This window comes from Desulfovibrio sp. X2 (genome assembly GCF_000422205.1).
Classification (GTDB): domain Bacteria; phylum Desulfobacterota; class Desulfovibrionia; order Desulfovibrionales; family Desulfovibrionaceae; genus Alkalidesulfovibrio.
The window spans coordinates 123,419-149,644 of the sequence record NZ_ATHV01000001.1 but is presented as its reverse complement, the minus strand read 5'-3'; the positions used below and the strand labels follow the sequence as shown (position 1 = coordinate 149,644).

Annotated in this window: 26 protein-coding genes; 24 read left to right on the top strand and 2 right to left on the bottom strand. The window is 69.3% G+C overall.

The features are described from left to right. The first annotated feature begins 81 nt into the window (after positions 1-81). The 23 genes from DSX2_RS00670 (at position 82) to ada (ending at position 23,389) form a co-directional block, all read left to right on the top strand. A complete protein-coding gene (locus DSX2_RS00670) occupies positions 82-561 on the top strand; it encodes a DUF177 domain-containing protein (protein ID WP_236615051.1) in 480 nt (159 codons plus the stop codon). A gap of 59 nt (positions 562-620) precedes the next feature. Then, on the top strand, positions 621-803 hold the full coding sequence (gene rpmF, locus DSX2_RS00665; RefSeq protein ID WP_020879090.1) for a 50S ribosomal protein L32: 183 nt from the start codon (positions 621-623) through the stop codon (positions 801-803). Beyond that, entirely contained in the window at positions 793-1,881 is a 1,089-nt protein-coding gene (plsX, locus tag DSX2_RS00660) for a phosphate acyltransferase PlsX (protein WP_020879089.1), read from the top strand. Before rpmF ends, plsX begins: the two co-directional genes overlap by 11 nt. Positions 1,882-1,905: 24 nt before the next feature. Continuing rightward, positions 1,906-2,910 carry a beta-ketoacyl-ACP synthase III gene (locus DSX2_RS00655; protein ID WP_035039977.1) on the top strand — a complete coding sequence of 335 codons (1,005 nt, stop codon included), beginning with the start codon at positions 1,906-1,908 and terminating at the stop codon, positions 2,908-2,910. Positions 2,911-2,967: 57 nt separating this feature from the next. Continuing rightward, positions 2,968-3,705, top strand: a complete 738-nt coding sequence (gene fabG / locus DSX2_RS00650; RefSeq protein ID WP_020879087.1) for a 3-oxoacyl-[acyl-carrier-protein] reductase — start codon at positions 2,968-2,970, stop codon at positions 3,703-3,705. Between the two features lie 61 nt (positions 3,706-3,766). Beyond that, positions 3,767-3,997, top strand: coding sequence for an acyl carrier protein (gene acpP, locus DSX2_RS00645; RefSeq protein ID WP_020879086.1), 231 nt, complete (start codon positions 3,767-3,769; stop codon positions 3,995-3,997). A gap of 100 nt (positions 3,998-4,097) precedes the next feature. Continuing rightward, the gene (fabF, locus tag DSX2_RS00640; RefSeq protein ID WP_020879085.1) at positions 4,098-5,345 is read left to right on the top strand and encodes a beta-ketoacyl-ACP synthase II; all 1,248 of its coding nucleotides are present in this window, start codon (positions 4,098-4,100) and stop codon (positions 5,343-5,345) included. 84 nt (positions 5,346-5,429) lie between these two features. Then, positions 5,430-6,668, top strand: coding sequence for a serine hydroxymethyltransferase (gene glyA / locus DSX2_RS00635; protein WP_020879084.1), 1,239 nt, complete (start codon positions 5,430-5,432; stop codon positions 6,666-6,668). A gap of 134 nt (positions 6,669-6,802) precedes the next feature. Then, entirely contained in the window at positions 6,803-7,261 is a 459-nt protein-coding gene (locus DSX2_RS00630) for a cytidine/deoxycytidylate deaminase family protein (RefSeq protein WP_020879083.1), read from the top strand. Beyond that, positions 7,248-8,489, top strand: coding sequence for a bifunctional diaminohydroxyphosphoribosylaminopyrimidine deaminase/5-amino-6-(5-phosphoribosylamino)uracil reductase RibD (gene ribD / locus DSX2_RS00625; protein ID WP_328285321.1), 1,242 nt, complete (start codon positions 7,248-7,250; stop codon positions 8,487-8,489). Before DSX2_RS00630 ends, ribD begins: the two co-directional genes overlap by 14 nt. Continuing rightward, positions 8,489-9,190 (top strand): riboflavin synthase, encoded by a 702-nt coding sequence (locus tag DSX2_RS00620; protein WP_020879081.1) that lies wholly within the window; start codon positions 8,489-8,491, stop codon positions 9,188-9,190. Before ribD ends, DSX2_RS00620 begins: the two co-directional genes overlap by 1 nt. Before the next feature lie 131 nt (positions 9,191-9,321). Beyond that, entirely contained in the window at positions 9,322-10,557 is a 1,236-nt protein-coding gene (locus tag DSX2_RS00615; RefSeq protein ID WP_020879080.1) for a bifunctional 3,4-dihydroxy-2-butanone-4-phosphate synthase/GTP cyclohydrolase II, read from the top strand. Between the two features lie 3 nt (positions 10,558-10,560). Continuing rightward, positions 10,561-11,031, top strand: a complete 471-nt coding sequence (gene ribE / locus DSX2_RS00610; RefSeq protein ID WP_020879079.1) for a 6,7-dimethyl-8-ribityllumazine synthase — start codon at positions 10,561-10,563, stop codon at positions 11,029-11,031. Continuing rightward, positions 11,032-11,520, top strand: coding sequence for a transcription antitermination factor NusB (nusB, locus tag DSX2_RS00605; RefSeq protein ID WP_020879078.1), 489 nt, complete (start codon positions 11,032-11,034; stop codon positions 11,518-11,520). Between the two features lie 34 nt (positions 11,521-11,554). After that, positions 11,555-14,050 (top strand): leucine--tRNA ligase, encoded by a 2,496-nt coding sequence (gene leuS / locus DSX2_RS00600; protein WP_020879077.1) that lies wholly within the window; start codon positions 11,555-11,557, stop codon positions 14,048-14,050. A 19-nt stretch (positions 14,051-14,069) separates the two neighbouring features. Beyond that, positions 14,070-14,630: an LPS assembly lipoprotein LptE gene (gene lptE, locus DSX2_RS00595; RefSeq protein WP_020879076.1), complete on the top strand. Its 561-nt coding sequence runs from the start codon at positions 14,070-14,072 to the stop codon at positions 14,628-14,630. An 18-nt stretch (positions 14,631-14,648) separates the two neighbouring features. Then, positions 14,649-15,671, top strand: a complete 1,023-nt coding sequence (locus tag DSX2_RS00590; protein WP_020879075.1) for a DNA polymerase III subunit delta — start codon at positions 14,649-14,651, stop codon at positions 15,669-15,671. Then, the gene (gene radC / locus DSX2_RS00585; RefSeq protein ID WP_020879074.1) at positions 15,668-16,348 is read left to right on the top strand and encodes a DNA repair protein RadC; all 681 of its coding nucleotides are present in this window, start codon (positions 15,668-15,670) and stop codon (positions 16,346-16,348) included. Before DSX2_RS00590 ends, radC begins: the two co-directional genes overlap by 4 nt. After that, complete coding sequence (locus DSX2_RS00580; RefSeq protein WP_020879073.1) at positions 16,348-16,626, top strand: acylphosphatase; 279 nt, start codon at positions 16,348-16,350, stop codon at positions 16,624-16,626. The genes radC and DSX2_RS00580 overlap by 1 nt, the downstream gene beginning before the upstream one ends. Positions 16,627-16,834: 208 nt before the next feature. Continuing rightward, the gene (gene lon / locus DSX2_RS00575) at positions 16,835-19,426 is read left to right on the top strand and encodes an endopeptidase La (protein WP_020879072.1); all 2,592 of its coding nucleotides are present in this window, start codon (positions 16,835-16,837) and stop codon (positions 19,424-19,426) included. Between the two features lie 272 nt (positions 19,427-19,698). Continuing rightward, a complete protein-coding gene (locus DSX2_RS00570; RefSeq protein ID WP_020879071.1) occupies positions 19,699-21,972 on the top strand; it encodes a DUF3536 domain-containing protein in 2,274 nt (757 codons plus the stop codon). Between the two features lie 92 nt (positions 21,973-22,064). After that, the gene (locus tag DSX2_RS18485) at positions 22,065-22,241 is read left to right on the top strand and encodes a hypothetical protein (protein ID WP_020879070.1); all 177 of its coding nucleotides are present in this window, start codon (positions 22,065-22,067) and stop codon (positions 22,239-22,241) included. Further along, positions 22,238-23,389, top strand: a complete 1,152-nt coding sequence (gene ada, locus DSX2_RS00565; protein ID WP_020879069.1) for a bifunctional DNA-binding transcriptional regulator/O6-methylguanine-DNA methyltransferase Ada — start codon at positions 22,238-22,240, stop codon at positions 23,387-23,389. Before DSX2_RS18485 ends, ada begins: the two co-directional genes overlap by 4 nt. Here ada and DSX2_RS00560 read toward each other — a convergent pair. Continuing rightward, a complete protein-coding gene (locus DSX2_RS00560; protein ID WP_020879068.1) occupies positions 23,386-24,441 on the bottom strand; it encodes a rhomboid family intramembrane serine protease in 1,056 nt (351 codons plus the stop codon). The genes ada and DSX2_RS00560 overlap by 4 nt on opposite strands. Before the next feature lie 77 nt (positions 24,442-24,518). Here DSX2_RS00560 and DSX2_RS00555 point away from each other — a divergent pair, with 77 nt between their 5' ends. Next, a complete protein-coding gene (locus DSX2_RS00555) occupies positions 24,519-24,863 on the top strand; it encodes a hypothetical protein (protein ID WP_020879067.1) in 345 nt (114 codons plus the stop codon). Here the strand turns inward: DSX2_RS00555 and trmFO are convergent. Then, positions 24,835-26,202, bottom strand: a complete 1,368-nt coding sequence (gene trmFO, locus DSX2_RS00550; protein WP_020879066.1) for a methylenetetrahydrofolate--tRNA-(uracil(54)-C(5))-methyltransferase (FADH(2)-oxidizing) TrmFO — start codon at positions 26,200-26,202, stop codon at positions 24,835-24,837. The genes DSX2_RS00555 and trmFO overlap by 29 nt on opposite strands. Positions 26,203-26,226: the final 24 nt, after the last annotated feature.

Here is a 26,226-nt window from a genome sequence, read left to right as displayed (position 1 = left end):
TAGGTTCCCCTTTCTTCGCGAGGGACTATGCCTGAACTATGGATTGAACTTCCCCGTGACCCCGATGAGGTCAGGGAAATCGTGCTGGACGACCAGAGCCTCTGGGAGGCATTCTGGGCCGAGCACGGGATGCAGGTCCGGCCGGGCAAGCCGCTTCGGGCCGTTCTGCACGTGCGCGTGCAGGAGGCCGGAAGCACGGGCTGCCTCGTGGAGGGCTCGCTCACGGGCTCCGTGATCCTCACCTGCGACAGGTGCGCCGCCGACGTGGAACACGCCGTCGACGTGCATTTCGAGGGCTTCGAGGACCTGGAGGACGAGGAGCTGGCCCCGGGCGAAAACGTGCTGCGCAACGAACGCGGGATGCTCGAGATCGACGCCGCCGGGCTCGTCTGGCAGCACTTCCTGCTCGACCTGCCGGTCAAGACCCTGTGCAGCCGTGGCTGCAAGGGAATCTGTCCGCACTGCGGCAAGGATTTGAACGAGGGGCCCTGCGACTGCGGCCCGGACGAGGGCGATCCGCGCCTGTCCGTGCTTCGCGGGCTCAAGGTACGACGCCACTAGGCGATACGCGGCAGGGGAGAATCCCCGGCCGAAGCGTCTTTATATTAAGGAGAGTAACCATGGCAGTTCCCAAGAAACGCACTTCCAAGGCCCGCAAGGGTATGCGCCGTTCCCACGACAAGGTCGCCACCCCCAACGTGGTCTACTGCTCTTGTGGCGAGCCTGTCGTGTCGCACACCGTGTGTGCCTCTTGCGGTACCTACAAGGGCCGCCAGATGCTCACCAAGGGCGATGACGAATAGCACGACCGAGTCGTCGACCGGGGCCGCCCAGGCGGCCCCGCGCATAGCCGTCGACGCCATGGGCGGCGATTTCGGTCCCTCCGTGGTCCTGCCCGGAGCGATCGAGGCCGCGCGCCACAGGAACATCCGCCTGGTCCTGGTGGGTGATTCCGCACGCATAGAGGCCGAGCTGGAGAAGATGGACGTCTCCGGCCTGGCCATCGAGGTCGTGCACGCCACGCAGATGGCGGAGATGACCGACAAGCCCACCGACGTGGTGCGCCGCAAGAAGGACGCCTCCATCGTCGTGGCCTGCCGTCTGGTCAAGGAGGGCCACGCCGACGGCGTGGTCAGCGCCGGGCACACCGGCGCCACCCTGGCCTGCGGCATGTTCATCCTGGGCCGCCTGCCCGGGGTGGACCGCCCTGGGCTGGCCTCCATCATGCCCACGGAAAAGAAGCCCATGGTCCTCGTGGACGTGGGCGCCAACACCGACGTCAAGGCCTTCCACCTCTTCCAGTTCGGCATCATGGCCGACGCCCTGTGCCGCAACGTGCTCGGCTTCGAGCGCCCGCGCGTGGGTCTTCTGTCCATCGGCGAGGAGGAAGGCAAGGGCACCACGCAGGTCCAGGAGGCCTACCGCATGCTGCGCGGCTCCTCCCTGAACTTCGTGGGCAACGTGGAAGGCCGCGACATCTTCAAGGGCGACACGGACATCGTGGTCTGCGACGGCTTCGTGGGCAACGTCTGCCTCAAACTTTCCGAGGGGCTGGCCCATTCGCTCGGCCGCCTGCTCAAACGCGAGCTGACCTCCGGCTTCTTCTCCAAGGTCGGCACGATGTTCTCCATCGGCGCGCTGCGCCGCTTCAGGCGCCTTCTGGACTATGCCGAATACGGCGGAGCCCCCCTGCTGGGGCTCTCGGCCATCACCATCGTCTGCCACGGCTCGTCCAATGCCAAGGCCATCATGAACGCGGTGGACATGGCGGCCAATTTCGTGGCCAGCAAGGCCAACCAGGCCATGGCCGCGACCCTTTCCCAGAACTGCGACCTGACGCGCTTCACGCGCGGCAAGGCCGCCAACGGCAGCGGGGCCTGATCCCGAGCAGATACGATCATGAGCATGACCAACGCCTACATCCGGGGCACGGGCTTTCACGTCCCCGACCGCATCCTGACCAACGCCGACCTGGAAAAGATCGTCGAGACCTCCGACGAGTGGATCACGAGCCGCACCGGCATCAAGGAGCGCCACATCGCCGCCAAGGGCGAGGCGGCCTCCGACCTCGCCGCCGCGGCCGCGAAGAAGGCCCTGGCCGACGCGGGCATGGAGGCCGAGGAGCTGACCCACATCCTGGTCGCCACGGTCACGCCCGACTGCTACACGCCCGCCTGCTCCTGCCTCGTGCAGGCCAAGCTGGGCCTCACGCACCGCATCGCCATGGACCTGAACGCCGCCTGCTCCGGCTTCCTCTACGGCCTCGAGCAGGCGCGGGCCATCGTGGCGCTGAAGCCCGAGGCCAAGATCCTGCTCGTGGGCGCGGAGATCCTGACCAGCCGCACCAACTGGGAGGACCGCACCACCTGCGTCCTCTTCGGCGACGGCGCGGGCGCGGTGATCATCTCCGGCGAGCCGGCCCCCGGGACCGGAAGCGGCAGGCCCGCAGGCCGCATCCTGGACAGCCTGCTCTGCTCCGACGGCTCGGGCGCGGATCTCCTGGTCATCTCGGGCGGCGCCTCGTCCGAGCCCTACGCCACGGGCCAGGTGGTCGGCCCCAGCCACTACATCCGCATGAAGGGCCAGGACGTCTTCAAGCTCGCCGTGCGCAGCATGGAGTCCGTGTGCAAGGACATCCTCGCGCGCAACGGGCTGTCCGTGGACGACGTGGACCTGCTCATCCCCCACCAGGCCAACAGCCGGATCATCGAGGCCGTGGGGCGCAAGCTCGGCGTGGCCGCGGAGCGCGTGTTCATCAACGTGGACCGCTACGGCAACACCTCGGCCGCCTCGGTGCCCATCGCCCTGGCCGAGGCCAGGCAGCAGGGCCGCATCACGGAGGGCTCCCTGGTGCTGCTCACGGCCTTCGGCGGCGGCTTCACCTGGGGCGCGTCCCTGGTTCGCTTTTAATTTGCAGTCCAAGGCTTCTTGGGCTACATATTCCCGACTTTGCCAAGCGAGAAGAGCATGGAAACCACGCGACGCATCGCCGTAGTCACCGGCGGCTCCCGCGGCATCGGCAAGGCCTGCGCACTGGCGCTCGCCAGGGACGGCTTCGAGGTCGTCCTGACCTACGTGAGCAAGCCGGAGCTCGCCGACGAGACCGTGCGCGAGATCGAGAAGGCGGGCGGCACGGCCAAGGCCGTGGCGCTGGACGTCGGCGACCGCGCGGCCATCACCCAGTTTTTCAAGGACCTCAAGGACGAACCCCTGCACGTGCTCGTGAACAACGCGGGCATCACCAAGGACGGCCTCCTCATCCGCATGAAGGACGAGGACTTCGACCGTGTCCTCGACGTCAACCTGAAGGGCGCCTTCACGGGCCTGCGCGAGGCGGCCAAGCTGCTGTCCAAGCGCCGCGGCGGCCGCATCGTGAACGTGGCGTCCATCGTGGGGCTGATGGGCAACCCGGGCCAGGCCAACTACGTGGCCTCCAAGGCGGGCCTCATCGGCCTGACCAAGACCGCGGCCAAGGAGCTCGGCTCGCGCGGCGTGACCGTGAACTGCGTGGCCCCGGGCTTCATCGAGACCGACATGACCCGCGATCTTCCGCCCGAGCTGAAGGAATCCATGCTGAAGGGCATCCCGCTGGGCCGGTTCGGCTCCGCGGAGGACGTCGCCGAGGCCGTCTCCTTCCTGGCCTCCGACGCCGCCGCCTACATCACGGGACAGGTTCTTTCCGTGAACGGCGGCATGTACATGTAACATTGTTCGGCTACCACGCCGCAACCAACAAGCGCACAAGCATACCCCTGGAGGAATGAAAATGTCCGTCGAAGCAAAAGTCAAATCCATCATCGTCGACCAGTTGGGCGTTTCCGAGGACGAAGTGAAGCCCGAGGCCAAGTTCGTTGACGATCTGGGCGCCGATTCCCTGGACCTCACCGAGCTGATCATGGCCATGGAAGAGGAGTTCGACATCGAGATCGACGACGAGGAAGCCCAGAAGCTGATCAAGGTGCAGGACGCCGTCGACTACATCTCGTCCAAGCAGTAAGCAGCGCTTCCCGCTTCGATCCGGCACTGGGCGTCTTATGGCTGAAACGCCGTAGGACGCTCGTCCATTTTTCTGGAAACGGGACAAGAGAGGATCCACGATGCAGCGTGTTGTCGTAACCGGCCTGGGCGCGGTCTCGCCCCTGGGCAACGACGTGAAGACCAGCTGGGAGAACCTGCTGGCCGGGAAGAAGGGGGCAGGCCCCATCACCCGCTACGATGTGGAGAGGTTTCCCACCGACACGACCTTCGCGTGCGAGGTGCAGGACTTCGACGATTCGGAGTTCCTGGACAAGAAGAGCGCGCGCAGGCTCGAGCCCTTCACGCGCTACGCCATGTACGCCAGCCAGCTCGCCCTGCGGGACGCGGGCCTTCCGGCGCTCACGGGCGAGCTCGCCGAGCGCACGGCCGTGATCATCGGCGTGGGGCTGGGCGGCCTGCGCACCCTGGAGGACAACCACGCCACCATGCTGGAGAAGGGGCCGGGCCGCATCAACCCGTTCATGATCCCCATCCTCATCGCCAACATGGCCGCCGGCCAGGTCTCCATCGCCACCGGCGCGCGCGGCCCCAACATCTGCACCACCTCGGCCTGCGCCTCCGGGCTGCACGGCATAGGCGTGGCCTACACGGACATCCTGCTCGGCCGCGCCGACATGGCCATCGCGGGCGGCTCCGAGTCCACGATCACCCCCATGGCCGTGGGCGGCTTCAACGCCATGAAGGCGCTGTCCACGAACAACGCCGACCCGCTGCACGCCTCGCGTCCCTTCGACCGCGACCGCGACGGCTTCGTCATGGGCGAGGGCAGCGGCATCCTGATCCTCGAGTCCCTGGAGCACGCCCGCGCCCGCGGCGCGCACATCTACTGCGAGATCGCGGGCTACGGCGCGTCCGGCGACGCCTACCACATGGCCGCGCCGCCCGAGGACGGCTCCGGCATGGCCCTGGCCATGCGCGCCGCGCTGCGCGAGGCCAGGATGGCGCCCGAGGCCATCGACCACGTGAACGCCCACGCCACCTCCACCCCGGCGGGCGACATGTGCGAGATCAGGGCGCTGCGCACGGTCTTCGGCGACCACGCCAAGAAGCTGACCATCGCGGCCAACAAGTCGCAGATCGGCCACTGCCTGGGCGCGGCCGGCGCCATCGAGAGCGTCTTCTCGATCATGAGCCTGATCGAGGGCACGGCCCCGGGCACGGCCAACCTGGTGAACCCGGACGCCGAACTGGACCTCGACTGCCTGGCCGACGGCCCGCGCAAGCAGGACATGAACACCGTGCTCTGCAACTCCTTCGGCTTCGGCGGCACGAACTGCAGCATCATCTACAAGAAATTCGCGGAATAGCTCCGCGTGCACGGGGCGCTTCGGCGCCCCGCGACTGTTTCGACAACCCGCGACCGATTGCGGATCTGTGAAAGAGGTGCAGCCATGGAAGAACTGATCATGCGCGATCCCGAGCTGGCCCGGGCCATCGAGCTCGAGTGCGGTCGGCAGATGGGCAAGCTCGAGCTCATCGCCTCGGAGAACTTCACCTCCACGGCCGTGCGCCAGGCGCAGGGCTCGGTCCTGACCCACAAGTACGCCGAGGGCTACGCCCACAAGCGCTACTACGGCGGCTGCGAGTACGTGGACATCGCCGAGGACCTGGCCAACGAGCGCGTGAAGCGCATCTTCGGCTGCACCTACTCGAACGTCCAGCCCCACTCCGGCTCCCAGGCCAACATGGGCGTGTACTTCGCCACGCTTACGCCCGGCGACACGATCATGGGCATGGACCTCTCGCACGGCGGCCACCTGACCCACGGCTCGCCCGTGAACTTCTCGGGCAAGCTCTACAACGTCGTCTTCTACGGCGTGGACCCCGAGACGCAGACCATCGACTACGACCAGGTCCTGGCCCTGGCCAAGGAACACAAGCCCAAGCTCATCGTCGCGGGCGCCTCGGCCTATCCGCGCATCATCGACTTCCCCCGCTTCCGCGCCATCGCAGACGAGGTGGGCGCCATGCTCATGGTGGACATGGCCCACATCGCGGGCCTCGTCGCGGCCGGGCTGCACCCGACCCCCATCGGCCACGCCCACTTCACCACCTCCACGACCCACAAGACCCTGCGCGGCCCGCGCGGCGGCCTCATCCTCTCCGAGGACGAGAACATGAAGCCGCTCAATTCCAACATCTTCCCGGGCATCCAGGGCGGACCGCTGATGCACGTCATCGCGGCCAAGGCCGTGGCCTTCGGCGAGGCGCTGCGCCCCGAGTTCAAGGTCTACCAGAACCAGGTCGTGAAGAACTGCGCCGTGCTGGCCAAGGCCCTGACCGACGCGGGCTACAAGCTCGTCTCCGGCGGCACGGACAACCACCTGCTGCTCATGGACCTGCGCGACAAGGACATCACGGGCAAGGACGCGGAGATCGCGCTCGACAAGGCGGGCATGACGGTGAACAAGAACACCGTGCCCTTCGAGACCCGCTCGCCCTTCGTGACGTCGGGCGTGCGCATGGGCACGGCGGCGCTGTCCACCCGCGGCATGAACGAAGACGACATGCAGAAGGTCGCGGCCTGGATCGTCACGGCGCTCGAGAACACGACCAACGAGACCCGGCTTTCCCAGATCAGCGCCGAGGTCGAGGCCTTCGCCCGCCAGTTCCCGCTCTTCGCGTGGTAGACGCGGCAGAGGCGTCCGCCGCCCGCCCCGGGACCGCCTGAGGCCCGGGGCGTGCGGCAGCGCCCTCCCGCACGACGCACGGCCCGCCCCCGGACGACGGCGCGGCCGGAAACAGGTTCATCGGAGTACGTGACATGGACAGCAGGTTGCCCTGGCCCCAGTATTTCATGAAGATCGCCTTCATCGTGGCCGAGCGCAGCACCTGCCTGCGCCGCAAGGTGGGCGCGGTCGCGGTCAAGGACCGCCGCATCCTGGCCACGGGCTACAACGGCGCGCCCTCGGGCCTGGCCCACTGCCTGGACATCGGCTGCCTGCGCGAGAAGCTGAAGGTGCCGTCGGGCGAGCGCCACGAGCTCTGCCGCGCCCTGCACGCCGAGCAGAACGTCATCGTCCAGGCCGCCCGCCACGGCATCAGCATCGACGGCGCGGCCATCTACTGCACCACCCAGCCCTGCCTCATCTGCACCAAGATGCTCATCAACGTGGGCGTGCGCGAGATCTATTTCAGCCAGAGCTACCCGGACGAGCTCTCCCGCGAGATGATCCTCGAGTCGGGCATCGTCTTCGAGGAGCTGCCCTGTGCCGACTCCTGAGCAAGGCCCCCGAGCCGAAGCCGACCCGGACATTGCCGGGCGCGAGCGCTTCATGGCCGAGGCCGTGCGGCTCGCCCGGCAGGGCCTGGGCGCGACGGCGCCCAACCCCTGCGTGGGCGCCGTGCTGGTCCAAGACGGCGAGATCGTCGCCCGCGGCTGGCACACGGCCCACGGCAAGCCGCACGCCGAGCGCGAGGCCATCGCCGACGCGCGGGCCAGGGGCGTGGACACGGCCGCCTGCGACCTCTACGTGACGCTCGAGCCCTGCAACCACCACGGCAAGACCCCGCCCTGCACCGAGGCGGTGCTCGAGGCCGGGATCAGGCGCGTCTTCGTGGGCGCGGCGGACCCGAACCCGCGCGTGGCGGGCGGCGGCGGCGAATTTCTGCGTTCGAGGGGCGTCACGGTGGACATGGGCGTGCTCGGACAGGAGTGCCGGGACCTGATCGCGGACTTCCTGGCCTGGCAGCTCGAGCACCGCGCCTACTGCATCCTGAAGCTCGCCGAGACGCTGGACGGCCGCATCGCGGCACGGGGCAGCAGGGCGGAGCCCGAGGCCGTGAGCGGCCCTGAGTCGCACGCCCGGGTCCAGGCCCTGCGCGCGCTCGCAGGGGCGGTCATCGTGGGCGGGGGCACGCTGCGCGCGGACAACCCGAGGCTCACCTGCCGCCAGCCGGACCGCAGGCCCGACGCCCCCCAGCCGCTGGCCGTTGTGGTCACGAGGAGGCTCCCCTGGCCGGACGAGGAGCGCCACTGGCTGCTCATGCACCGCCATCGCGAGCTGATCTTCTGGACCTCGGAGGAGGCCGCGCGAAGCGACGCGGCCAAGGCGCTTGCGGCCAGCCAGGTGCGGGTCTGGGGGCTGCCCGAGGGGCCGCGTGGCCTCGCGCTTCGGAGCGGACTCGAACGGCTCTTTTCCGAATGCGGCGTGCACTACGCCCTGTGCGAGGGCGGCGGCCGCCTGGCCTATTCCCTGGCCGGCCAGGGCCTGGCCGACGAGACGCGCCTCTTCCTCTCGCCCCGCGTGCTCGGCGACGCCTGCGCCGTGCCCGCCTTCTGCGGCGGCTTCGCGCCCGAAGGCGCCGGGGACGCAGGCGACGCGCCCTGCATGGCGGGCGCCCTGCGCTTGCGCTTCTGCGGGGCCGAGCCGTCCGGCGAGGACATGATGCTGACGCTTCGCCCGCAGACGTTTGCCGCGCACGATCTTGCCCACAAGGAGGCGCTCTGATGTTCACCGGACTCGTGCAGGGGCAGGGGCGCGTGGAGGCCGCGCAGCGGCGCGGCGCGGAAACGCGCTTCCAGATCCGCCCCCTCTTCGATCTTTCGGACTACGTGCTCGGCGAATCCATCGCCGTGAACGGGGCCTGCCTTTCGGTGGAGAGCGTCTCGGGCGCCTCGTTCGCGGCCTACGCCTCGGGCGAGACCCTGTCGCGCACCAACCTCGGCAAGCTCCGCGCGGGCGACACGGTGAACCTCGAGCGCGCCCTGGCGCTGGGCGACCGCCTGGGCGGCCACATGGTCAGCGGCCATGTGGACTGCCTGGCCGAGGTCACGGAAACCGCGCCCGCGGGCGAATCGCGGCGCTACGTGCTGTCCTTTCCGGCCGAGCTCGGCATCTACGTGGTCGAGAAGGGCTCCGTGGCCCTGGACGGCATCAGCCTGACGATCAACGAGTGCGGGGCGGACTTCCTGTCCGTGAACATCATCCCCGACACGCAGCGGGTCACGACCATCTCCCGCTGGCAGCCCGGCTACCGGGCGAACATGGAGGTCGACATCATCGGCAAGTACGTCGCCAGGATGGTCGGCCCCTTCGCGGCCAAGGCGGCCGGGGCCTCCGGCCGGTCTTCGGGCCAGTCTTCGGACAAGTCCTCGGGCAAGCCGTCGGGCGGCCTGAGCGAGGCGTTCTTGCGCGAGCACGGCTTCTGAGCCGCGCGACCGTTTTTCCGTGCGCGTCCGGGGGCGTCCCGGCCGCGCCACTTTCAAAGCGGGGCGAATCCGTGTAAGGTTTTCGCCCGCCGTACGGCCGCCAGATCGGCCACGGATTTTTGGAGCCGACAATGAGCACGAAAGACTATCCCCTCTGCTCCCCCGAGGAGGCCATCGAGGAAATCCGCCAGGGGCGGATGATCATCCTCGTGGACGACGAGGACCGGGAGAACGAAGGCGACCTGACAGTGGCCGCCGAAAAGGTCACCCCCGAGATCATCAACTTCATGGCCACGCACGGCCGCGGACTCATCTGCCTCTCGCTCTCGCCCGAGTGGGTGGACAGGCTGAACCTGCCGCTCATGGCCAAGAAGAACGAATCCGGCTTCGGCACCAACTTCACCGTCTCCATCGAGGCGCGAAAAGGCGTGACCACCGGCATCTCGGCCTATGACCGCGCGACGACCATCCTCACCGCCGTGGCCGACGACGTACAGCCCGAGGACATCGTCTCCCCGGGCCACATCTTCCCCCTGCGCGCCCGCGAGGGCGGCGTGCTCGTGCGCACCGGCCAGACCGAGGGCTCGGTGGACCTGGCCATGCTCGCGGGGCTGAAGCCCGCGGCCGTGATCTGCGAGGTCATGCGCGACGACGGCAACATGGCCCGCATGCCGGACCTCGTCGAGTTCGCCAAGAAGCACGACATCAAGATCGCGACCATCGCCGACCTCATCGCCTACCGCCTGCGCTTCGGCCAGTACACGGTGGTCAAGAGCGGCGAGGCCCTGCTGCCCACCTGCCACGGCGGCGAATTCACCATCAAGGCCTTCGACTCCTCCTCGGACGGCCGCACGCACATCGCCCTGGTCAAGGGCGACATCAAGCCCGGCGAGCCGGTGCTCGTGCGCGTGCACTCCGAATGCCTGACCGGCGACGTCTTCGGCAGCCAGCGCTGCGACTGCGGCGGCCAGCTCCAGGCGGCCATGCGCATGATCGAGCACGAGGGCAAGGGCGTGGTCCTGTACATGCGCCAGGAGGGCCGCGGCATCGGCCTGGCCAACAAGATCAAGGCCTACCATCTGCAGGACCAGGGCATGGACACCGTGGAGGCCAACCAGAAGCTCGGCTTCCCGGCGGACCTGCGCGACTACGGCGTGGGCGCCCAGATCCTCGTGGCGCTCGGCGTCACCAAGATGCGTCTCATGACCAACAACCCCAAGAAGATGGTCGGACTTCAGGGCTACGGCCTCGAGGTCGTGGAGCGCGTGCCCATCGAGTGCGAGCCCTGCGCGCAGAACCTGGGGTATCTGATGACCAAGAAGGACAAGATGGGCCACCTTCTGCACCTGAAAAGCAACGGGGAGTAAATCATGCTGCACCTGAAGACCATCGAGGGCCAGCTCGACGCCAAGGGCCTTTCCTTCGCCATCGTGGCCGCTCGCTTCAACGATTTCGTGGTCGACAAGCTCGTCGGCGGCGCCGTGGACTACCTCGTGCGCCACGGCGGCGACAAGGAGAAGATCACCCTGTTGCGCGTGCCCGGGGCCTTCGAGATCCCGCTCACGGCCAAGCGCCTCGCGCAGAAGGGCGGCTACGACGCCATCATCTGCCTGGGCGCCGTGATCCGCGGCTCCACCCCGCACTTCGACTACGTGGCCGCCGAGTGCACCAAGGGCATGGCCCACGTCTCCCTCGAGCACGGCGTGCCGGTCGGCTTCGGCGTACTGACCTGCGATTCCATCGAACAGGCCATCGAGCGCAGCGGCTCCAAGGCCGGCAACAAGGGCGTGGAGGCCGCAGCCGCGGCGCTCGAACTCGTCCGCGTCCTGGAGCAGATCTAGATGTCCAAGAAAGGCGGCGCCAGGCGACTGGCCCGGTTGAAGGCCTTCCAGACCCTGTACGGTCTGACGTTTCCCACCGGACACTCCCTCGAGGGGCTCGAGAAGCTCTTCGCCGTGAGCCCGGCCTTCGTGGACCCCGAGCAGCTGCCCGGCGAGGCCGAGGAGCTGGCCGAGAAGGACCGCGCCTTCGCCTGGGAGCTGGTGCGCGGCGTCTACTCGAGCATGGCCGACCTCGACGAGGCCATCGGCAGCTTCTCCCAGCACTGGAAGATCAGCCGCATCGCGCGCATCGAGCTGACCATTCTGCGCCTGGCCCTGTACGAGATGCTCCACATGCCGGACATCCCGCTCAAGGTCTCCATCAACGAGGCCGTGGAGCTGGCCAAGGAGTTCGGCGACGGCAACTCCCCGAACTTCGTCAACGGCATCCTGGACGCTGCTGCGCGCGCCGTGCAGCAGGGCCAGTTCGGCCCGGTCAAGGCCATCTGATCCCCGCGCAACCCCGACCTACGGAAGAGTGAGCATGCGCTTCGGCAAATACGATCCCGAGGAAATCGAGACCAGGTGGCAGAAGGACTGGGCGGACAGGGACCTCTTCGTCGCCCCGGACTGCGCGGACAAGCCCAAGTACTACGTGCTCGAGATGTTCCCCTACCCCTCGGGCAAGATCCACATGGGCCACGTGCGCGTCTACACCATCGGCGACGTGGTCGCGCGCTACATGCGCATGAAGGGCTTCAACGTCCTGCACCCCATGGGCTGGGACGCCTTCGGCCTGCCCGCGGAGAACGCGGCCATCAAGCACGGCATCCCGCCCGCCTCGTGGACCTACGCCAACATCGCGGACATGCGCGCCCAGCTCATGCGCATGGGCTACTCGCTGGACTGGAAGCGCGAGGTCACCACCTGCCGTCCGGAGTACTACCGCTGGGAGCAGCTCTTCTTCCTCAAGTTCCTGGAAAAGGGGCTCATCTACCGCAAGAACTCGCCCGTGAACTGGTGCCCGGACTGCCACACCGTGCTCGCCAACGAACAGGTGGAGGACGGCAAGTGCTGGCGCTGCGACGCCGAGGTCCAGAACCGGGACATGGAGCAGTGGTTCCTGCGCATCACCGACTACGCCGAGGAGCTGCTCGACTGGCTCGACAAGCTCGGCGAGGGCTGGCCCGAGCGCGTGCTGACCATGCAGCGCAACTGGATCGGCAAGAGCCTCGGCTCCGAGCTCACCTTCCAGGTCGAGGGCATGGACGAAGGCGTGACCGTCTTCACCACCCGGCCCGACACCCTCTACGGCGCCACCTTCATGAGCCTCGCGGCCGAGCATCCGCTGATCGAGAAGCTCGTCGCGGGCAGGCCCGAGAAGGCCGCCGTGGACGAATTCTGCGCCAAGGTCCGCAACATGGACCGCATCAAGCGCACGGCCGACGACCTGGAGAAGGAAGGCGTCTTCACGGGCGCCTACTGCATCAACCCCGTGACCGGCGCGCGCATGCCCATCTGGGTGGCCAACTTCGTGCTCATGGGCTACGGCACCGGCGCGGTCATGGCCGTGCCCGCGCACGACCAGCGCGACTTCGAGTTCTCCGCCAAGTACAATCTTCCGCGCAAGGTGGTCATCCAGCCCGCCGAGGGCGGCCTCGCGGCCGACCTCATGGCCCAGGCCTACACCGAGCCTGGCGTGCTCGTGGACTCGGGCGAGTTCTCCGGCCTGCCCAACGAGGAGGCCAAGAAGGCCGTCACCGACCACCTCGCGGCCAAGGGGATCGGCAAGACCACGGTCAACTACCGCCTGCGCGACTGGAACGTCAGCCGCCAGCGCTACTGGGGCGCGCCCATACCCGTGGTCTACTGCGAGTCCTGCGGCATGGTGCCCGTGCCGGAGAAGGACCTGCCCGTGGTCCTGCCCGAGGACCTGCAGACCCTGCCGGACGGCCGCTCGCCGCTCACGGTCACGGAATCGTTCCTGCAGACGACCTGCCCCAAGTGCGGCGGAGCGGCCCGGCGCGAGACCGACACATTCGACACCTTCATGGAGTCCTCCTGGTACTTCATGCGCTACGCCTCCCCGACCGTGGCCGACGCGCCCTTCGACCGCCCCGCGCTGGACTACTGGATGCCCGTGGACCAGTACATCGGCGGCATCGAGCACGCCATCCTGCACCTGCTCTACGCCCGCTTCTTCGTGAAGGCGCTGCGCGACCTGGGCTACACGGCCGAGAACGAGCCCTTCAAGGCGCTCCTGACCCAGGGCATGGTGCTCAAGGACGGGGCCAAGATGTCCAAGTCCAAGGGCAACATCGTGGACCCCGGCGAGATGGTCGCCCGGCACGGCGCGGACACCACCCGCCTGTTCATGCTCTTCGCCGCGCCGCCGGAAAAGGACCTCGACTGGCACGAGACCGGCGTGGAGGGAGCGGGCAGGTTCCTGGGCCGCATCTGGCGCCTGGCCGAGGAGCTGGCCGACGTGACCGCTCCGAGCGTCGCCTGCGCCCCTGCCCCGTCCGCCATCGACGCCGCGGGCAAGGACCTGCGCCGCAAGGAGCACGAGACCGTCAGGAAGATCGCCGCGGACCTGGAGCGGGGATTCCAGTTCAACACCGCCATCTCCGCGGTCATGGAGCTGGTGAACGACCTCTACCAGGCCAAGGACGCGCTGAAGGAGACCGAGAGCGGACGCGCCGTGCTCTCCTCGGCCCTGGCCTCGGTGCTGACCGTGCTCTCGCCCATGACCCCGCACATCTGCCAGGAGATCTGGACCAGGCTCGGCAACCAGGGCCTCGTCTCCGAGCTGCCCTGGCCCGCCTACGACGAGAAGGCGCTCGTGCGCGACGAGGTCGAGGTCGTGGTGCAGGTCAACGGCAAGCTGCGCGGCCGCCTGACGGTTCCGGCCGACGCGGGCAAGGAGGAGATCGAGAAGCTCGCCTTCTCCGAGCCCAACGTGACCCGCCACGTGGAAGGCAAGACCGTGAAAAAGGTCGTGGTCATCCCTGGCAAACTGGTGAACATCGTTGTAGCGTGAGCCCATGCAGGAGGCGGTCTTGAACGTTGCCCCGGCGCCCGGCGCCGCCCCGCGCGGCGCCAGGATGAGGCGCGGCGGCTTCCCGCGCGTCCTCGCGGGGGTGCTGCTCGCGACCGCGCTCCTCGTCCTTCCCGGCTGCGCCCGCTACGGCTTCACGCCCAAGACCGCCAAGCTCGCCCTGCCGCCCGACGTGCACACCATAGCCATCCGCAAGGTCACGAACCCGACCATGTACACCTGGCTGCCCGCGCGGGCCATCTCGAACTACCGCGACGAGATCTCGCAGCGTGACGTACTCAAATGGACGGACAAGGAACAGGCCGACGCGGTCGTGGACCTGACCATCAAGCGCTTCTACATCCATACTTCGCTGCAGAACAAGCAGGAGGAGACCCTGGAGTACAGCGCCAGCGTGACCCTCTACGCGACCTACTACCGCCGCACGGACAACAGCCGCCTCTGGGAAGGCCAGGTCAGCTATTCCGAGGCCTACACCTCGAGCGACGTGCAGTCGGCCCAGGAGCGCGCCCTGGACGAAGCCGTCAGGCGACTCGTGGACCAGCTTTACAACGCCTACTGATCGGAGACCCACGCGACCATGACCCGCCCCGGATTCAGCTTCCTCGTCTGTCCGGACAGCGAACTGATCCGGCGCCGCGTCTCCGACATGCTCGAGGGCGCAGGGCTTTCGCGCCGCGTCTACTGGGGCGACGAGGAACTGCCGCCCGCCTTCTGGCAGGACCTCACGAGCCAGGGGCTGCTGGGCGGCGGCGCGGCCGTGGTCGTGCGCCGCGCCGAGGCCCTGCCCGTGCGCGAGCTCGCCCGCCTCTCCCCCGTGCTCGCGGGCTTCAATCCCTCGGCCTGGCCGCTCTTCTGCGTGGAGAGCGCCTGGGAGCGGGGCAAGCCGAAGATCCCCGCCGTCCTCAAGAAGCAGAAGTTCTGGGCCTTTGCCGAGAAGCAGGGCTGGGTCTGGGAATCCCCGGGGCTCACGGAACGCACCCTGCCCGACTACGTGCGCGCCTGGGCCGCGGACAGGGGCATCGCCGTCAGACCCGAGGCCCTGCAGGCCCTGGCGGCCTGCCTGCCGCCGGACGCCGCGGCCGTGGACACCGAGCTCGCCAAGCTCGAGCTCTCGCTGGGCGAGCGGCGCGAGATCGGCCCGAACGACCTCTCCCTGGTGGCCGCCGAGGCCTCCATGGATCCCTGGACCATGCTCGAATCGCTCATAGGCGGCCGCCTTTCCACCACGCTCTGGCGCGAGGTGCTGCGCGAGCGCTCCTCCTCCGACGGCCTGCTCTTCCCCCTCCTCGCGGGCCTCGTGCGCGAGGCGCGGCAGATGTGGATGATCATAAACGGCGAGAACAGCGGCCTGCCGGACTGGATGGTGCGCAAGAAGGTGCCCGCGGCCAAGCGGGCCGGGCCCGGGCGCGTGGCCGCCATCTTCGGCCTGGCCATGGAGGCGGAGCACGGCGTGAAGTCCGGCGAGCAGAGCGAGGCCCAGGCGCTCGAGCGCCTCGTGGCCGGGCTCGCCCGGCTCTTCGCCCCTGCTCCGCATGGCCCGACTCATGGCCCGACGCATGGCAGGACGGGCGGGGGCACGGGCCGCGGCGGGGGCGCATGAGCACGCGCCAGCCCCACTATCACGGCCACCGCCAGCGGCTGCGCGAGCGTCTGGCCCGCGAGCCCAGGCAGCTGGCCGACTACGAGATCCTCGAACTGCTCCTCGGCCTAGTCATCCGGCGCGGGGACACCAAGCCCCTGGCCAAGGAGCTGCTCGCCCGCCACAAGACCCTGCGCGGCGTCTTCCTAGCCGACCCGGCCGAGCTGCGCGACCTCGACGGCTTCGGCGACGCCACGGCGGACTTCTGGCTGCTGTGGCGCGAGACCTGGGCCAGGCTGCACGAGGCGCCCGTGGCCGACCGCGTGGTCATCCAGGGGCCGGAGAACGTGGCCGAGCTGGCCAAGGCCCGGCTAGGGCCCTACCGCCGCGAGGAGTTCTGGGTGGCGCTTGTGGACAACAAGAACCGCCTCCTGGCCTGGGAGCGCGCGAGCCAGGGCACGGTGGACCAGACCATCGTCTACCCTCGCGAGGTCTTCTCGCGCGCCCTGGAACTCAAGGCCAGCGGCATGGTCCTGGTGCACAACCACCCCGGCGGCGACCCCCGCCCCTCGGCCCAGGACGTGGAGCTGACGCGGCGCATGGTGCGCGCGGCCACGGACCTCGGCATGCGCGTGCTCGACCACATCATCGTCACGGACCACGCCTTCTACAGCTTCCAGCAGGAGGGCATGCTCTGATGCCCGAGGCGCGGCGCTGCATCGTCGAGGGCCTGGTGCAGGGCGTGGCCTTCCGCGCCTTCTCGCGCGACAAGGCGCGTTCCCTGGGCCTTTCCGGCTTCGTGCGCAACCTGCCCGACGGCCGGGTGGAGACGGTCTTTTCCGGCACCCCCGGGGCCATGGACGAGTTCGAGCGCTGGCTCGGCGAGGAAGGCTCGCCCTACGGCCGGGTGAGCCGGATCACCTGTGCCCCATACTCCCTGCCGGACGGGCTTCTCGGCTTCGAAATCCGTTTCTGAGCCCGCTCTTGGCGGAGTTTGGTCCCTGAAAGCGCTTATTTTTCCCCTCTCCCCCCTGTTTCCCCCTTTACGACCGCGCGAAAATGATTACTCTTGGTCATTCCCAGGGGCAGGGGCACCGTTTTTCCCGGCCGAGCCGACGAAAACCGTGCATACAGACCTGCGCTCCCTGGGGCTTCCCACACGCATGATCCCAGGAGGCTCACATATGGCAGACGAACGCACCTTCATCCTGCACGGCGCGGACGAAGATCTGCTCCAGGGCGGCGGACTGGCCGTTCCGGCCGAGGATTCGGCCGGAGACGACGGCGAGAAGGCCAAGCTGGACATCCCCACCGAACTGCCGGTCCTGCCGGTGCGCGACATCGTCGTCTTCAACTACATGATCCTGCCCCTGTTCGTGGGCAGGGAGAAATCCGTGCGCGCCGTGGACGCGGCGCTCAATTCCAACCGCTTCATCCTCATCCTCACGCAGCGCGACGAGGGGGTGGACGAGCCCGGCTCGGACGACCTCTACGACGTCGGCACCGTGTGCATGATCATGCGCATGCTGAAGATGCCGGACGGGCGCCTGAAGGTCCTGGTGCAGGGGCTGACCCGGGCGCGCGTCAAGAAGTTCGTGTCCGACGATCCCTACCACCTGGCCGAGATCGAGGTCCTTGAGGAGGGCGAGCTGCCCGAGACCTCCACCGAGGTGGAGGCGCTCATGCGCTCCTCGCGCGAGCAGAGCGAGAAGATCATGGCCCTTCGCGGCGTCTCGAGCCAGGACATCGCGGGCGTGCTGGCCTCGGTCGAGGAGCCCGGCCGCCTGGCCGACCTCATCGCCTCCAACCTGCGCATGCGCGTGGAGGAGGCCCAGCAGATCCTCGAGTGCACCGACCACGTGGACCGGCTGCGCCTCGTGAACCAGCAGCTCCTGAAGGAGGCCGAGGTGGCCTCCATGCAGGCCAAGATCCAGTCCATGGCCAAGGAAGGGATGGACAAGGCGCAGAAGGACTACTTCCTGCGCGAGCAGCTGAAGGCCATCCGCAAGGAGCTCGGCGACACGGGCGACGAGTCCGAGGAGTTCGACGAGCTGCGCAAGCTGATCGCCAAGGCGGGCATGCCCAAGGACGTGCGGAGCGAGGCCGAGAAGCAGCTCTCGCGCCTGGAGTCCATGCACCCGGACTCCTCCGAGGCCACGGTCATCCGCACCTACCTCGACTGGATGGTGGAGCTGCCCTGGAAGAAGGCCTCCAAGGACCGCCTGGACATCAAGGAGGCCCGGACCATCCTCGAGGAGGACCACTACGGCCTGCCCAAGGTCAAGGAGCGCATCCTCGAGTACCTTTCCGTGCGCAAGCTGAATCCGCAGATGAAGGGCCCCATCCTCTGCTTCGTGGGCCCTCCGGGCGTGGGCAAGACCTCGCTCGGCCGCTCCATCGCGCGGGCGCTGGGACGCAAGTTCCAGCGCATGAGCCTTGGCGGCATGCGCGACGAGGCCGAGATCAGGGGACACCGCCGCACGTACATCGGCGCCATGCCCGGCCGCATCATCCAGAACATCAAGCAGGCCGGGACGCGCAACCCGGTGATGATGCTCGACGAGATCGACAAGCTCGGCGCGGACTTCAGGGGCGACCCGTCGTCCGCCCTGCTCGAGGTGCTGGATCCGGAACAGAACCACACCTTCCAGGACCACTACCTGAACGTGCCCTTCGACCTCTCCAAGGTCATGTTCATCTGCACGGCCAACGTGCTGGACACCATCCCCGGCCCCTTACGCGACCGCATGGAGATCATCCGCATCCCGGGCTACACCGAGCAGGAGAAGGTGCGCATCGCCACGCGCTACATCTTCCCGCGCCAGGCCAAGGAGAACGGCCTCGAGCCGGGCGAGGTCAGGATGTCCGACCAGGTGCTCGCCAAAATCATCCGCGAGTACACGCGCGAGGCCGGGCTGCGCAATCTCGAGCGCGAGGTGGGCTCCGTCTTCAGGAAGCTCGCCCGACGCAAGGCCGAGGGCCAGAAGGGCCCCTTCCGGGTCACCGCGGCCTCGATCACCAAGCTCCTGGGCATCCCGCCCTTCCGCGACGAGCAGCACGAGCGCGACCTGCCTCCGGGCGTGGCCAACGGCCTGGCCTGGACCCCCTACGGCGGCGAGATCCTGCACATCGAGGTCTCGACCATGAAGGGCAAGGGCCGGCTCACGCTCACCGGCCAGCTCGGCGACGTGATGAAGGAATCCGCCCAGGCAGCGGTCTCGTGGGCCAGGTCCAAGGCCGAGACGCTGGGCATCGACCCCAAGTTCTCGGAGAAGATGGACATCCACATCCACGTTCCGGCCGGGGCCACGCCCAAGGACGGACCGTCCGCGGGAGTCACCCTGGTCACGGCGCTCATCTCCGCGCTCACGGGCCAGGGCATCTGCAGCGACACGGCCATGACCGGCGAGATCACCCTGCGCGGCCGCGTGCTGCCCGTGGGCGGCATCAAGGAGAAGATCCTGGCCGCCGTGGCCGCGGGCATGAAGACCGTGCTCATCCCGCGGGACAACGAAAAGGACCTCGCGGACGTGCCCGCGGAGCTTCGGCGCAAGATCGAGGTCAAGCTGGTGGAACGCATGAGCGAGGTCTGGCCCCTGGCCTGCGCCGCGAAGCAGGGCGCCCTGCCGCCCAAGGCGGGCGGGGCGACCAGGAAAGCCCCTGCCGAGGCTGCGCCCAAGGCTGCTGCCAAGGCGACTCCCAAGGCGGCCGCGAAACCGGCCAAGAAGACCGCCGCAAGCGCCGGGAAGAAGGCCAAGCCCGGACCTGCCGCATAAGGGCGGGCCACCCGACACAACCCACATCCGATACGAAGGGGAAGGCCGCACGGCCTTCCCCTTTTTGTCTTCAACTCCGCGCCCCTTCCGTGCTAGGCTTTGTCATGGAAACGCACCTTTCCCGGACGAGCCCGCCTCTCCCCAGGCTCCCTGGGCGGCGTCCAGCCCGGCTTTCCGGCATGTCTTCCGCCCGGCCTCCCCGGATCCCGCCCGTGACAACCCTGTGCAGGCAGCCGCGCAGCCCCTTCGGCCGCGCCGCCACGGAGTGACGCATGGACAAATATCTCTGCTTCCACGGCCATTTCTACCAGCCCCCGCGCGAAGACCCCTGGCTGGACACCATCCTGCCCGAGGGCTCGGCAGCGCCGGCGCTGCACTGGAACGCGCGCATCGCCCGCGAGTCGTACGCCCCCCTGGCCTGGGCGCGCCGCCTGGACGGCGCGGGCCGGATCGGCGACCTGCTCAACTGCTACGAATGGATGAGCTTCAACTTCGGCCCCACGCTCATGCGCTGGCTCGAGGGCCACGATCCGGCCGCCTACGGCCGCATCATCGAGGCCGACCGCCGAAGCGTCGAGCGCCTGGGGCACGGCAACGCCATGGCCCAGATCTGCCACCACGTGATCATGCCCCTGGCCTCGCCGCTCGACCGCGAGCTCGAGGTCGCCTGGGGCATCCAGGACTTCGAGCGGCGCTTCGGCAGGCGGCCCGAGGGCATGTGGCTCTCCGAGGCCGCGGCGGACACGGACACGCTGGAGGAGCTGGCCGCGAACGGCATCGCCTTCACCGTGCTCTCCCCGGCCCAGATCAAGGCCGTGGCTTCGCTCGAGAACGACGACTGGCGCGAGGTGCGCGAATGGGAGGTGGACATCACCCACCCCTACCGCATCGAGCTGCCGTCCGGCCGCTCCATCGCGGTCTTCTTCTACCACGGCCCACTGTCCCAGGCCGTGGCCTTCCAGGGGCTGCTCGCCGACGGCGAGCGCTTCTGGCAGCGCATGACCGAGAACCCCTCCTCCGGCCTGCGGGCCATCGGCACGGACGGCGAGACCTACGGGCATCACTTCCACTTCGGCGAGATGGCCCTGGCCTATGTCCTGGAGCAGGCGCGCTCCGGGCGCGACGGCTGGCGGCTGACCAACTTCGCGGCCTTCCTGGCCGAGCACCCGCCCCGCCTGCGCGCCCGGCTGCACGAGCCCTCCTCGTGGAGCTGCGCCCACGGCGTGGAGCGCTGGCGCTCGGACTGCGGCTGCACCACGGGCGACCACCCGGGCTACCACCAGAAGTGGCGCGCTCCCCTGCGCGCCGCCCTGAACGTGGCCCGCGAGGCGGCGGACAACCACTTCTTCAGCCGCGGGCCGGAGTGCTTCGGCGATCCGCGCAAGGCGCTGCGTGAATACGGCCGCGTGGCCGCGGGCGGGCTCACCGAGGCGGAGTTCGAGGCCGGATTCTTCAAGCCCGGCATCACCCAGGCCGGACGCGAACTCGGCTGGCGGCTGCTGGACATGCAGTGGCAGACCATCTCCTCCTTCGCCTCGTGCGCCTGGTTCTTCGACGAGCTTTCGCGCATCGAGCCGCTGAACGCCATGACCATGGCCCTTCGCTCCATGGAGCTCGTGCGCGCCACGGGCGGGCCGGACGTGGCGCCGCGCGTGGTGGCCGAGCTGCACAAGGCCCCCTCCAACCTGCCCGAGCTCGGCACTGGCGCGGACCTGTGGCGGACCCAGGTGGTCCTGCGCCAGGAGACCCCGGCGCGGCTCGCGGCCCAGGGGCTCATCCGCCTGTGGGCGCGCCAGGGCCTGCCCGATCCCGGGGAGATCGCCGAGGTCGCCTGGCCGGGCCTCTCCCTGGTCTTCACCCTGGACCCGTCGCTCGAGCCGGGCGAGCCCCTCTCGGGCAGCATGACCGTGGCCTGGCGGCTGCGCTCGGAGCGGCCGCTCTACCGCTGGCGCATGGTGCCGGACGAGCAGAGGAACCCGCTCTCCTGCCTCTTCGAGGTCGCGCCGGAGGGCGATGCCAAGTCCGTGGAAAGCTGCCTGCCGGGCCGCGACCTGCCCTGGAACAAGCGCCAGGCCCTGGCCGTGGAGTGGATAGAGCACGCGGAGCGCAGCGTCTGGCAGGAGACCGTGCTCGAGGCCGTGAGCGGCTCGCGACTCTTCATGCCCTGGCAGGAGGCCCAGACCGACCAGCCCCTGTCCGGCCGCTGGATGATCCACCTGCCCGCCCTCGGCTGGGCCTGGTGCCTGGGCCTGCCCGCGGGCGACGAGGGAGAGGCGGACATGGGCCGCTATCTGGCCGCGCGCCTGCCCGGCCACCCCGGGGCGCAGGCCCTGAAGGAGCGGCTGGCGAGCGAGATGGCCCGCCTGATCAAGGAGGAGGAGACTCCGCTCGAGGCCGTGTCCATGCTCTCCCGCGCCCGGGCCGTGGGCCTCTCGCCGGACCTCTGGCCGGTGCAGAACGCCCTGTGGGCCATGCGCGGCCGACTGGCACCGGGAACCGTGGCCGAGGTGGCCGCGGCCTTCGGCTTCATGGCCGGGGTGCTCTGAGAGACAGGCCCGATGCGCGAGCAGGAAACGGAGTTTTCCGCCGCGCGACATGCGCTAGCCTCTCTCCATGCGACCAGCAGGAGACGCTCGCCATGCATGCCATGAACGACACGGCGCTTTCACCGTTGCGCAGGGCCCTTGCCCTTGCGGCCTTTCTCCTCGACGCCCTGGCCTCCCGCTCCGGCCGGGCTGCCGCCCGGCTGCGGCGCCCGGGCGGCAAGACGCCCGAGGTGCCCGATCCGGACTTCTCCAAGGGGATGGGCATATGACGCGAAAAGAGAAGGACGCGCCCGCCGCCCCGCCCCTGGACGACGCCCGCTGGGCCCGTCTGCTGGCGCAAAAGCACGGTGCGGACGATCCCGGCGACGGCTTCGTCTACGGGGTCACGACCACGGGCGTCTACTGCCGCCCGGGCTGTCCCGCGCGCCTGCCGCGCCGCGAGAACGCCGTGTTCTTCGCAAACGCCGAGGCGGCCGAGGCCGCGGGCTTCCGCCCCTGCAAACGCTGCCGCCCGGACGCCCCGGATGACACGCTGCGCGCCGGGGAGGAGCGGAAGGCGCACGAGGCCGTGCGCCGCGCCCTGGCCCTGCTCGACGCGGCCGAGAGCCCGCCGCGCCTGGCCGAGCTCGCCGCCGCGGCCGGATGCAGCCCCTCGCACTTCCACCGCCTGTTCAAGAAGACGCTCGGCGCCACGCCCGGCGAGTATTTCGCCGCGCGCCGCCTGCGCAGGCTGCAGCAGAGCCTGGCCGCCGAGTCCTCGGTGACCGGCTCGCTCTATGCGGCGGGCTACGGCTCGAGCAGCCGCCTCTACGAGCGCGACGCGCACCTTCTCGGCATGCCGCCCAAGGCATACGGCGGCAAGGCGGCCGGGGGCGAGGGGCAGGAGATCGCCTTTGCCGCGGCCCGCACCTCGCTCGGCTGGGTCCTGGTGGCGGCGACACGTTCGGGCATCTGCAACGTGGAGTTCGGCGACGACCCGGCCGCGCTCGAAAAGGGGCTGCGCGAGCGCTTTCCGCGCGCCGTCCTGCGCGAGGACGAGACGGCCCTTTCCGCCTGGCTCGGACAGATCGCGGCCTTCGTCGAGTCCCCGGCCGGGAGCCTGGACCTGCCCCTGGACGTGGCGGGCACGCTCTTTCAGCAGAAGGTCTGGAAGGCGCTTCAAAAGCTCCCGCCCGGCACGACCGTGAGCTACGCGGAGCTCGCCCGGCTCATCGGCCGCCCGGGCGCGGCCCGCGCCGTGGGCCGCGCCTGCGGCGCGAACCGGCACGCCGTGCTCATCCCCTGCCACCGCGCCGTGGGCGGCAGCGGCAAGCTCGTGGGCTATCGCTGGGGCCTCGACCGCAAGCAGGCCCTGCTGGCCAGGGAAAAGGCGGCAAGGGACGCGGAAAAGGGCGTGAAACGAACGGAGGGCGCCTAGCGCAGGGCCATGGCCCAGGCGGCCGCGGGCAGGACGAAGCCGAGAAACAGGCAGATGCGGTCAAGCCGCGGCCCGGGCGGCCCCAGGCGGTGCGTCAGCCTGCCGATGGGCAGGCCGAGCGCGAGGCCGACGAGGAAGCCGAAGGCGTGGGCGCCGAGGTCCGTGTGCTGCCCGCCGCTGCCGAGCATGGCCACGAGGGAGAGCCCCGCGGCCAGGGGCAGGAAGCCGCCGCGAAGCCCGGAGAGAGGCCCGGCCATGGCGCGGAGCCCGGCGATGAGCCCGGCTGCGCCGAACACGGCCGTGGAGAAGCCGAGCGAGAGGTGGTCCGGCCCGAGCACGGCCGCGTTCACCAGATTGCCGAGAAATCCCGACACGAGCATGGCCAGCAGGCCGCAGCCGAGGCCGATCTCCGCGCAGAGCACGGCGCCGAAGATCGTGCCCACGCAGAGGTTGCCCAGGAGGTGGGCGGCGTCCGCGTGCAGCATGAGTGCCGTGGCCGCGCGCCACCACTGCCCGGCCATGATCTTGCCCGCGTCCGCGATCCCTGCGTTCTCCCAGGTGTGGGGATAGAGCCCGAGCCCGGGCAGGACCGAGCGGCTGAGCATGTAGGTGCTGATGAGCAGGAGCGAGAGGCAGAGCCCCACGGCCGCGAGGTCCAGGCGCGTGGCGGGCGGGGGCCGCAGGTCGTGCAGGTGCTCGCGGTTCTCCGCGATGTAGGCCGCGATCTCGGCCATGGCCCGGCCGTGCTCCTCGGCCGGGACGAGGATGTCCGCGCTGCGGCCGCTGCGCCGGGGCACGAAGGGCACGCCGCGCGCCTCGAGCACGAGCCCGAGCTCGTCGGCCGCGGCAAGGCCGAGCCCCCTGGCCACCGGCCGCCAGCCTTCCTGTCCGTGCTGCAAATTCTCCGAGCGTTCCGCAAGGGGGCCGTCGGCCTGGGGCAGAGGCGCGGGCGCTTGCCCCGAGGGCGTCTCCTCCCCTGCTTCGGGGCCGCGCCGCTCCGCGCTGCGCCGTGCCCGCCAGAGCAGGCGGGCCGTGTCGCGGCGTTCCCTCACCCTGCCCTCCCGAGCCTTTTCAAGCGGGTCCTCATGGTGTATGCCGGGGCCACCGAAACGACATACCGGAGCCCGCCATGAAAGGCATCCTGACCGTTCTGACCATCATCGTCTACCTGACCCTCATCGCCGGGGACTTCCTGCAGCGTCCCGACACGCTCTTCATCCCGGGCTCGATCTTCCTCTCCGGCGCCATCATGCTCGGCATCCCCTGGGCCTACCGCCGCTTCATGCACGCCACGCCGCTCGGCATCCTCGCCTCGGTGGGCGCGGCGCTGGTCCTGCTGGCCGTGATCGCCGGGCTGCTCCTGGCCTCGACCCCGCAGTCCATGCACCTCTACGCCAACCTGAGCCTCTTCGGGCTGAACGGCGTCTTCTGCCTCCTGGCCGCGGTCATCCTGCACCAGGAGCGTCAAGCCTAGGCAGCCTTTGGAGCCAGGCCGCGAACGCGGTCCTGGCGCGCTCCGCGTAGGCCTCCTTGCGCTTCTTCTTGGGCACCCGGCCCTCGAAGGCGGGCATGAGCCCGAAGTTCACGTTGCTCGGCTGAAAACCCCGCTTCGGATCGTAGTCCTCTGCGTCGGGCCTGAGATGCGAGAGCAGCGCGCCCAGCGCGCACTCGCGCGGCGGCCTGGGAAGCTCGACGCCCAGATGGCGCGCGGCCAGGACCATGCCGAGCCACAGCCCGCAGGCGGCCGACTCCAGATACCCTTCCACGCCCGTGATCTGTCCGCCCAGGAAGACCCCCGGCCGCGCGACGAGCTCCAGCTCCTCGGAGAGGACCGCGGGCGCGTTGACGAAGGTGTTGCGGTGGATGCTGCCGAAGCGCAGGAACTCGGCATTGCGCAGGGCCGGGATCATGCGGAAGACGCGGTCCTGCTCCGGGTACTTGAGCTTGGTCTGGAAGCCCACCAGGTTGAAGGCCGTGCGCTCGCGGTTCTCGGCGCGCAGCTGGATCACGGCGAAGGGACGCCTGCCCTCGTGGCCGGGCCGCGTGTCCGTGAGCCCGACGGGCTTCAGCGGTCCGAAGGCCAGGGTCATGGGGCCGCGCTCGGCCATCTCCTCCACGGGCAGGCAGCCCTCGAAGTGCACGGCCTTCTCGAAGTCGCGGCAGGGCACCTTCTCGGCCGCGAGCATGGCCGCCACCAGGGCCTCGTATTCCTCTTTCGTCAGCGGGCAGTTCAGGTAGTCGTCGTCCTCGGGCCGCCAGCGCGAGCCCCAGAAGGCGTGCTCCATGTCGATGGAGGCCGCGTCCACGATGGGCGCGATGGCGTCGTAGAAATAGAGCTCCTTCCCGCCCACGGCCTCGCGCAGCGACGCGGACAGCGAGTCGGATGCCAGGGGCCCGGCGCACACGGCCACGGCCTCGGCTCCAGCCAGGGCCGGGTCGTCCAGGGAGGGAATCTCGCGGCGTTCGAGGGTGATCAGCGGGTTGCGAGCGACCGCCTCGGTGACGCGCGCGGCGAACAGGGTGCGGTCCACGGCCAGGGCCTTGCCCGCGGGCACCGCCGTGGCGCGCGCGGCCTCCATGACCAGACTGCCGAGCGCGGACATCTCCTCCTTCAGAAGCCCCACGGCCGCAGCCGTGGGCTCGTCGGAGCGGAACGAATTGGAGCAGACGAGCTCGGCCAGGAGATCGGTCTCGTGGGCCGGGGTGCGGCGCTCGGGCCGCATCTCGAAGAGGGTCGCGGGAAGACCGGCGCGGGAGAGGAACCAGGCGCACTCCGCGCCCGCGAGCCCGCCGCCGATGACGATATAAGGCACATTGACCTCCGGACGTTTGCGGAT

Bases quoted from the DNA above. Each gene is read 5' to 3' on its own strand.
- rpmF (WP_020879090.1), top strand. From the start codon at position 621: ATGGCAGTTCCCAAGAAACGCACTTCCAAGGCCCGCAAGGGTATGCGC.
- plsX (WP_020879089.1), top strand. From the start codon at position 793: ATGACGAATAGCACGACCGAGTCGTCGACCGGGGCCGCCCAGGCGGCC.
- DSX2_RS00655 (WP_035039977.1), top strand. From the start codon at position 1,906: ATGACCAACGCCTACATCCGGGGCACGGGCTTTCACGTCCCCGACCGC.
- fabG (WP_020879087.1), top strand. From the start codon at position 2,968: ATGGAAACCACGCGACGCATCGCCGTAGTCACCGGCGGCTCCCGCGGC.
- acpP (WP_020879086.1), top strand. From the start codon at position 3,767: ATGTCCGTCGAAGCAAAAGTCAAATCCATCATCGTCGACCAGTTGGGC.
- fabF (WP_020879085.1), top strand. From the start codon at position 4,098: ATGCAGCGTGTTGTCGTAACCGGCCTGGGCGCGGTCTCGCCCCTGGGC.
- glyA (WP_020879084.1), top strand. From the start codon at position 5,430: ATGGAAGAACTGATCATGCGCGATCCCGAGCTGGCCCGGGCCATCGAG.
- DSX2_RS00630 (WP_020879083.1), top strand. From the start codon at position 6,803: ATGGACAGCAGGTTGCCCTGGCCCCAGTATTTCATGAAGATCGCCTTC.
- DSX2_RS00620 (WP_020879081.1), top strand. From the start codon at position 8,489: ATGTTCACCGGACTCGTGCAGGGGCAGGGGCGCGTGGAGGCCGCGCAG.
- DSX2_RS00615 (WP_020879080.1), top strand. From the start codon at position 9,322: ATGAGCACGAAAGACTATCCCCTCTGCTCCCCCGAGGAGGCCATCGAG.
- ribE (WP_020879079.1), top strand. From the start codon at position 10,561: ATGCTGCACCTGAAGACCATCGAGGGCCAGCTCGACGCCAAGGGCCTT.
- nusB (WP_020879078.1), top strand. From the start codon at position 11,032: ATGTCCAAGAAAGGCGGCGCCAGGCGACTGGCCCGGTTGAAGGCCTTC.
- leuS (WP_020879077.1), top strand. From the start codon at position 11,555: ATGCGCTTCGGCAAATACGATCCCGAGGAAATCGAGACCAGGTGGCAG.
- DSX2_RS00590 (WP_020879075.1), top strand. From the start codon at position 14,649: ATGACCCGCCCCGGATTCAGCTTCCTCGTCTGTCCGGACAGCGAACTG.
- radC (WP_020879074.1), top strand. From the start codon at position 15,668: ATGAGCACGCGCCAGCCCCACTATCACGGCCACCGCCAGCGGCTGCGC.
- DSX2_RS00580 (WP_020879073.1), top strand. From the start codon at position 16,348: ATGCCCGAGGCGCGGCGCTGCATCGTCGAGGGCCTGGTGCAGGGCGTG.
- lon (WP_020879072.1), top strand. From the start codon at position 16,835: ATGGCAGACGAACGCACCTTCATCCTGCACGGCGCGGACGAAGATCTG.
- DSX2_RS00570 (WP_020879071.1), top strand. From the start codon at position 19,699: ATGGACAAATATCTCTGCTTCCACGGCCATTTCTACCAGCCCCCGCGC.
- DSX2_RS18485 (WP_020879070.1), top strand. From the start codon at position 22,065: ATGCATGCCATGAACGACACGGCGCTTTCACCGTTGCGCAGGGCCCTT.
- ada (WP_020879069.1), top strand. From the start codon at position 22,238: ATGACGCGAAAAGAGAAGGACGCGCCCGCCGCCCCGCCCCTGGACGAC.
- DSX2_RS00555 (WP_020879067.1), top strand. From the start codon at position 24,519: ATGAAAGGCATCCTGACCGTTCTGACCATCATCGTCTACCTGACCCTC.